This is a genomic window from Bacteroides muris (ex Fokt et al. 2023) (genome assembly GCF_024704895.1).
Classification (GTDB): Bacteria; Bacteroidota; Bacteroidia; order Bacteroidales; family Bacteroidaceae; genus Bacteroides; species Bacteroides muris.
Map to the genome: position 1 here is coordinate 21,312 of NZ_JAMZEE010000050.1, position 6,614 is coordinate 27,925.

At 47.4% G+C, this 6,614-nt stretch carries 6 protein-coding genes; 5 read left to right on the plus strand and 1 reads right to left on the minus strand.

The annotated features are described in order from the left end of the window. Positions 1-431 precede the first annotated feature (431 nt). The 5 genes from M1B78_RS15900 (at position 432) to M1B78_RS15920 (ending at position 5,629) form a co-directional block, all read left to right on the plus strand. Complete coding sequence (locus tag M1B78_RS15900; RefSeq protein ID WP_257941203.1) at positions 432-1,814, plus strand: TolC family protein; 1,383 nt, start codon at positions 432-434, stop codon at positions 1,812-1,814. 2 nt (positions 1,815-1,816) lie between these two features. Further along, positions 1,817-2,845 (plus strand): HlyD family secretion protein, encoded by a 1,029-nt coding sequence (locus M1B78_RS15905; RefSeq protein WP_257941204.1) that lies wholly within the window; start codon positions 1,817-1,819, stop codon positions 2,843-2,845. After that, entirely contained in the window at positions 2,845-4,470 is a 1,626-nt protein-coding gene (locus M1B78_RS15910; RefSeq protein ID WP_257941205.1) for a hypothetical protein, read from the plus strand. The genes M1B78_RS15905 and M1B78_RS15910 overlap by 1 nt, the downstream gene beginning before the upstream one ends. Positions 4,471-4,536: 66 nt before the next feature. Continuing rightward, positions 4,537-4,674 (plus strand): hypothetical protein, encoded by a 138-nt coding sequence (locus M1B78_RS15915; RefSeq protein WP_176468829.1) that lies wholly within the window; start codon positions 4,537-4,539, stop codon positions 4,672-4,674. A 142-nt stretch (positions 4,675-4,816) separates the two neighbouring features. Continuing rightward, positions 4,817-5,629: an SPFH domain-containing protein gene (locus M1B78_RS15920; protein WP_035457507.1), complete on the plus strand. Its 813-nt coding sequence runs from the start codon at positions 4,817-4,819 to the stop codon at positions 5,627-5,629. Positions 5,630-6,003: 374 nt separating this feature from the next. On the opposite strand, the gene M1B78_RS15925 is transcribed toward M1B78_RS15920, so the two are convergent. After that, a complete protein-coding gene (locus M1B78_RS15925) occupies positions 6,004-6,438 on the minus strand; it encodes a zinc ribbon domain-containing protein (protein WP_257941206.1) in 435 nt (144 codons plus the stop codon). Between the last annotated feature and the right edge of the window lie 176 nt (positions 6,439-6,614).

The following is a 6,614-nucleotide window of genomic DNA, read 5'->3' on the forward strand; positions in this document are numbered from 1 at the left end:
CAAGTAGAATTAAGGTGATAGGGGATGGGCTGTGGTGCAGGCTATTCCCTATTACTATATGATGTGCAGTGATTTATTGACTACGATTTATTTTAAGTTAAAATTGTCAATAAGAAAAAGGATGATACCATACTTTTCAAACATTAATTTTTGATACTTACCGACTTTTTTGAACCCTATTTCGACTTTTTATTTGTACTTTTGCACCGGATTTCTTAATCAATAGTGCTCGAAATTCGGTTCTCATCTTTTTTATATTCCCTGATGAGGTCGTTTGTAGCGCATTGTGGCAGATGTTGTGCTGTCCGGACTCTTATGGTTCATTATTAGTATTTCCGAGGGAATGAACAGAGGTTAACGGCTTATAGTTAACGGTTAGAGGAAAAAATAATGAACAACAATACATTTATTTTTATTTCATGAACAAACTTATGGTTTATTCAGCTCTGGTTGTCGCTCTGATGGCCGGAGAGCTTTGTCTTATGCCTATATATGCACAAGACAAGGCTGTGCAGGCGATGACACTCACGGCACTTTACAATCTTGCTGACCAACAGAGTCAGAAAGTGAGGGTGAGTGAAGTGGCTTTGCAGGCAGCCAGCGAAGGGGTGGCAGTAGCCAGATCGGCTTTGCTGCCGAGTGTGGATTTGAGCCTTCAGGGCAGTTATACGGGCAATGCCTTCATGCTGTCGCGAGGTTTCTCGACCGATGGAGTGACAGACTACATCGTGCCAGGTATGGGGGCTATTCCTGTGGCAAACGGCAAGCAGGACACCCCCCATTGGGGAAATAGTTTCACGGCTCGGGTGTCGCAGGTTGTGTATGCCGGTGGCGCTATCCGTTCGGGCATCCGCATGGCAGAATTGGGCAAAAAGATGGCAGAACTCGATGTGGAGAAAAACCGCCAGGAGGTGCGTTTCTTGTTGACGGGTTACTATCTTGACCTCTACAAGTTAGGCAATCAGATAGAAGTGGTGTGTCAGAATATCGCACTTACGCAGAAGGAGATTGACCAAATGAAAGCCCACCGTGAGCAGGGTACTGTTTTGCAGAACGACATCACTCGCTATGAATATCAGTTGCAGAGTCTTGAACTCACACTGACAAGGCTCACCGATGCTTCTACCATCATTAACCATCAACTGGTTACAACGCTTCATTTACCGGAGCAGACGGTTATAGTTCCCGATAAGAATGAGCTCAACACAGAAATAGACGCACTCTCGGCAATCGCCGTTCAAGACACATGGCAGCAGACGGCAACGGACAACAATCTTGGTATCCGCCAGGCAACGGTTGCCACAAATCTTGCAGAGCAGAAGGTGAAGCAGGCAAAGGCGGAATCATTACCTTCGGTGGCTGTTGTGGCAGAGAATCATTTCTTTGGACCTTATACACAAGACCTCATCTCGAAGGATTGCAATGTAAATGTGTGGTTTGTCGGGATAGGCGTAAAGTTCAATCTTGGCAGTCTTTGGAAGAACAAACACCACATCCGCAAGGCACGTACTGAACATCGGCAGTCAAGGGAAGTGCTCGCCTTGGCCCGTGAGGGTGTGGAGAATGCTGTAGAGGCAAACTACATCAACCTCCTTACGTCCTACACCGAGGTGAAGACACAGCAGAAGCAGGTGGAACTTGCCAATCAGAACTACTTCGTGGTGCAGAATCGTTATCAGAACGACCTTGCGCTCCTTACCGACATGGTCGATGCCTCCAACATGAAACTTTCTGCAGAAATGGCGCTGGTTAATGCCCGCATCGGCATGCTTTATAATTTCTATACACTCAAATACGTAACAAATACTTTATAATAATGGAAAAAAACAAGATACACATCTATTTGTACAATGCGCTTATCGTGTTTTGCCTCTTGGGTGGAGCTGTTTATGTGGTGAGCCAGTTTATGTACTTCGGCAGTGGAGAATTTACCGACAATGCCCGTGTGCGCCAGAACATCGTGCCTCAGAGCAGCCGTGTGCAAGGCTTCATCCGTGAGGTACGGTTCGCAGATTTTCAGCAGGTAAAGAAGGGTGATACGCTTGCCATCATCGAGGATGCCGAATTTCGCTTGCGACTGGCCCAAGCCGAGACCGACCTTATCCGTGCCGAACACGGTTCGCAGGGAACGGCAAGCAGCATCGTTACCACCAAGACAAGCATGACCGTTACCGAAGCCGGCATCGAATCCGCACGTGTACAGATGGAGAATGCCATGCGTGAGGATACTCGTTTCAAGAAGCTCCTCAGTCAGGATGCTGTTACCCGACAACAATATGATAAAGTACATACGGGCTATCTGAGTGCCAAGGCAGCCTACGAGCAGGCGGTTCGTTCACGTCAGATGCAGTCGGCTGTTGTGGCCGAACAGGGGCATCACCTTTCCGTTTCGGAGCAGGGCATCGAACTGGCTCGTCGTGCCGTCGACCTCGCCCGTCTCAACCTCTCCTATTGCTACATCATTGCCACTTGTAACGGTACCGTTGGCACGAAGGATATTCACGTAGGTCAGCTTGTCAATCCGGGCCAGGTACTGGTGAGTATTGTTGACAATGGTGAACGTTGGGTTGAGGCAAACTACAAGGAAAGCCAGTTGCCTCACATCAAGGTGGGTGGTAAAGCTGAGATTACAGCCGATGCCGTTCCCGGTATACAATATACGGGTACGGTGGAACGTATCTCTGATGCTACCGGCAGTGCCTTCTCACTTATTCCCATCGACAATGCCACGGGTAATTTTGTGAAGGTCGAACAGCGCGTCACCGTACGCATCAAGCTCGATGAGAATGCTGATGTTGCCAGGCTCAAGGGCGGTTATAATGTGGAATGTATCGTTGAGGAGTAATGGGACAATTGACTGAATTCTTTATGAAGAGCGCCGGTGGCCCTCCACCCGGCATGGGCTTTTCCATGCCTATGATGAAGGGATGGGTGCCTCGCCGGATACAGCCGTGGCTGTACGTGCTGACCGCCTTTTGCTTCCAGTTCGGCGGTGGCATCTACCTTGGTGCACTGGATGGCATTCGTGGCACCACCGACTTCATGATTGAGGACGTGCTCTTTCTGCTTTATGCCACCCTCGCGGGCATGGCTGTCTATTTTCCTATGCTTTTCCGCATGAAGTTCCGCTTCACCAACAAGCAGTTGCTCTGCGGTTCTGCCATCGTTCTTGCCGTATGCAATGTGCTGACGATGCATTGCCAGTCGATGCCTGTGCTCATGATAGTGTGCTTCATAGCCGGAATGGCTAAGATACAGGGCACGTTCGAGTGCATGAGCAACATCCAGCTTTGGATTACCCCCCGACGCGATTTTGCCGTTTTCTTCCCCGTGCTTCACATCATCCTGCTCACCGCCATCGAGGGTAGCGGATGGCTTGCCGCCTGGTTCGGTCATCATTTCACATGGCAGATGATGCACGTCTTCACCATCGGCACTATGTCGTTCGTATTGCTCATGCAGGCCATCTTCTGCCGTCCGTTTTGTCCCATGCCCCAGCGTCTGTCGCTCAAAGGTATCGACTTTCAGGGAGCATTGCTCATCTGCGGACTGATGCTCGTGGTGTCGTACATTGTAGTGTACGGCGACTATTTCATGTGGTTCGATACCCTCCGCATACGCCTTCTGTTCGGTGCTGCCATTGTGCTTTCCGGCATTGTGCTCTACCGCCTGCGCTACTACCGTTACCCCTACATCGAGCTTGGTCTTTTTACACGTCGCAACGTTGTTTCCATCCTCCTCGTCACCTTCTTTGCCGAACTTGCTTTCGGTGCTGAACACACGATGGAAGAGATACTCTACAGCGAAGTCATCCGGCTGGAGGAGCTGACCAAAGAGTCGCAGTATATGTGGGCACTTCCCGGCATGTACCTCGGTATCCTGCTCGATCTCTATTGGCTGAAAGTCAAGAAGTGGAAGGTGTGGAAACTCTTCGGCATTGCCTTCATCGGTATCGCACTCTATGGCATGCTGATGTACTTCACGCTTGACATAAACGTCAATATCGAGCAGTACCGTTTTGCCATCTTCTTGCGAGGATTTGCGTATGCCATCCTTGTCCCGACATTGATGTGGGCTTTAGACGAATCAGTGCCAAGTCTTGAGCAGTTCTTCATGGGCTTGTTCGTGTTCAACATCCTCCACATGTATCTGGCAGGAGCGGCAGGTTATGGCATTTATACCACTATCTTCTCGCACTTTATGAACGACAACATGATGAGCTACGGACAGCAACTCACTCTCACGCATTTGGATATGGCGCACTTCAACCTCGGCGAATACGTTGGCCGCGACTTCCTGCACTCCATGATGATGGTGGCAATGAAGCAGGTTTATGGCTATGTTATCTGGTTCGCTTTAGGCCTTGCCGCCCTCTTCCTGCTGTGCGACATTCCTGCTGTCCGTACAAATATCCGCAAAGTTCCCCGCTGGTCAGTTTATGCCATCGAGTATCTTGCGAGAAGGAAATAAAGCTTTGTAAAAAAGGGATATCCTGCGATTGCTTATAAATGCAGCAATCCGGCAAAACAGAAAGAGGTGGCAAAGGAAATCAGTGTCATGTCCGGTGTGAGTGAGGGTAATTCCTACAGTACGCTGAAGGATTTCCGTACTTATCTGAAGAAAGCATTGCTGGCAGGTCGTATCGTGAACATTGCTGGGCTGGGTAAATTCTGAAAATATGGAGACTATGGGTCTCCTTTCTACACTATGTGCGGGAGGGAGGCCTTTCCTCTCCAAAAATGACCGGATTGCCTTTCTTGGACAAACAATTATGAATATCTTTGTAACATTATTCATTAAACTAACAGAAAACGCCATGGGAATTACAAACAAATCAACAGTAAAAGTAGGTGCGGCAGGAGTCTCAGTCATTGGAATTATAGTATTGTTCTTGGTCATGTTTGCTGTGGAGCGTATTGACTCGGGACAGACGGGTATCATCGTTAACCTGGCAGGCAGTGAGCGCGGTGTGGACGATGCCAAGGTGGAAACGGGTTGGGTGGTTTACAACCGCTTTGCCAAGCAGCTTTTTGAGTATCCCGCTTTCGCGCAGATTGTGGACTACGAGCCTTTTGACATTCAAGATAAGAAAGGTACGATTTTCAAGACAGACCCTACTATTGAGTATTATATTGAGCGCGACAATGCCAAGGTGGTCTTTTTGCGCTATCGCAAGACTACCGAAGAATTGGAGCAGAGCGTCATTCTGACGGAAGTGAAGAATGCCTATAAGGACGTGGCAGGACTCTATGAGACGGACTCGCTCATCAACAACCGTCCCGCTTTCGAGAAAGAAGTGGAGGAACTGCTGAAAGAGCGTCTGAGCAAGCGTGGCTTTACGTTCACCAATATCCAGTCGTCCGTGAAACCCAATGAAACTTTGCAGGCGGCCATTGATGCCAAGAACACTGCTGTGCAGAATGCCCTGAAGGTGGAGAATGAAAAGAAAGCTGCCATAGCCGAGGCAGAAAAGGTAGTAGCTGCCGCCAAGGGTAAGGCGGATGCCAACCGTATTCTTCAACAAAGCATTACGCCGGAATTGATTCAACTAAAGGCTGTGGAGAAATGGGACGGGAAGTTGCCGCTGTCGACGAGCGGGAATACGCTGCCGTTCTTGAAGTTGCAATAACAATCTCTATGAGAACTCATTAGCAACTTGATTCTTTTGGAAAGGAACTGATTGTGCGCGCGGATAATCCTTAGTAAGCAAAAATTTAAGATGCAGTATTGCAGGAAACATGTAATTTGCATACAAGTAAAATAATATTATGCAAACAGAAGTGCAGAAATGCTGAGAGCCTGTTTAATTCTTTTTCAAAAAATTTGTTCAGCGTTTTAATATGAGAATGAAATCATGAAGCCCCTTTAGCTCTACTTTCTTTTGTTTTCCATACAAAAGGAACAAGACAAAATATGCTGGCAAAAAGTGAATTTATTCTTTTTGCCAGCACTATTTAATTGGTATTTAAATTCTTGAACGATAGAACCTATGTATAGCGACCATTAACTAAAGAGTGAAAAGGCTCCAATAGACCCGACGACGAACACAACGACAATCACCCATATAAATGAGATAATGAAACCTGCAATGGCGCAGCCGCGCGGACTTTTGAATAATCCGATGAAACTAAAAAGCGCACCGAAGAACCAGATAATCCACCCAAGAATAGGTATCCACCCAAGAATAGGTATCCACCCAAGAAAGATTCCAAGAATGGCGAATACCAGCCCGGTAGTACCGATACCATTGGACTGCTTGCCGGGAACATTTACATAAACCGACTGTTGTGTAGCATTCGTGTTCTGCTGGAACGGTTGTTGGGCTGTTTGAGGTTGAACCTGAGGTTGTCCTGCTTGCAGGACTGCATTACAATGAGGGCAGGTGGTGGCTTTGTCCGAAACCTGCTTTCCACAATGGGAGCAAAAAATGAGTGCCATAATACAAAATATTTTAGCGTTAATAAATAAAAAAACTATTCTAGGTGAGTATGTTGTTTGGAAACGTATAGTACAAGTCCTTTATAATCAATTTTATAAAAACGTGAGTTCGGGATAAGAACTTTATTTTTTTCAACCAAGCAAAAGACATAGAGTATTGGGCGGCCTGTCAAGGT

What these genes read in the sequence shown, in the direction of transcription:
- M1B78_RS15925 (WP_257941206.1), bottom strand. Translation starts at nt 6,438, where the DNA reads ATGGCACTCATTTTTTGCTCCCATTGTGGAAAGCAGGTTTCGGACAAA.
- M1B78_RS15920 (WP_035457507.1), top strand. Translation starts at nt 4,817, where the DNA reads ATGGGAATTACAAACAAATCAACAGTAAAAGTAGGTGCGGCAGGAGTC.
- M1B78_RS15900 (WP_257941203.1), top strand. Translation starts at nt 432, where the DNA reads ATGGTTTATTCAGCTCTGGTTGTCGCTCTGATGGCCGGAGAGCTTTGT.
- M1B78_RS15905 (WP_257941204.1), top strand. Translation starts at nt 1,817, where the DNA reads ATGGAAAAAAACAAGATACACATCTATTTGTACAATGCGCTTATCGTG.
- M1B78_RS15910 (WP_257941205.1), top strand. Translation starts at nt 2,845, where the DNA reads ATGGGACAATTGACTGAATTCTTTATGAAGAGCGCCGGTGGCCCTCCA.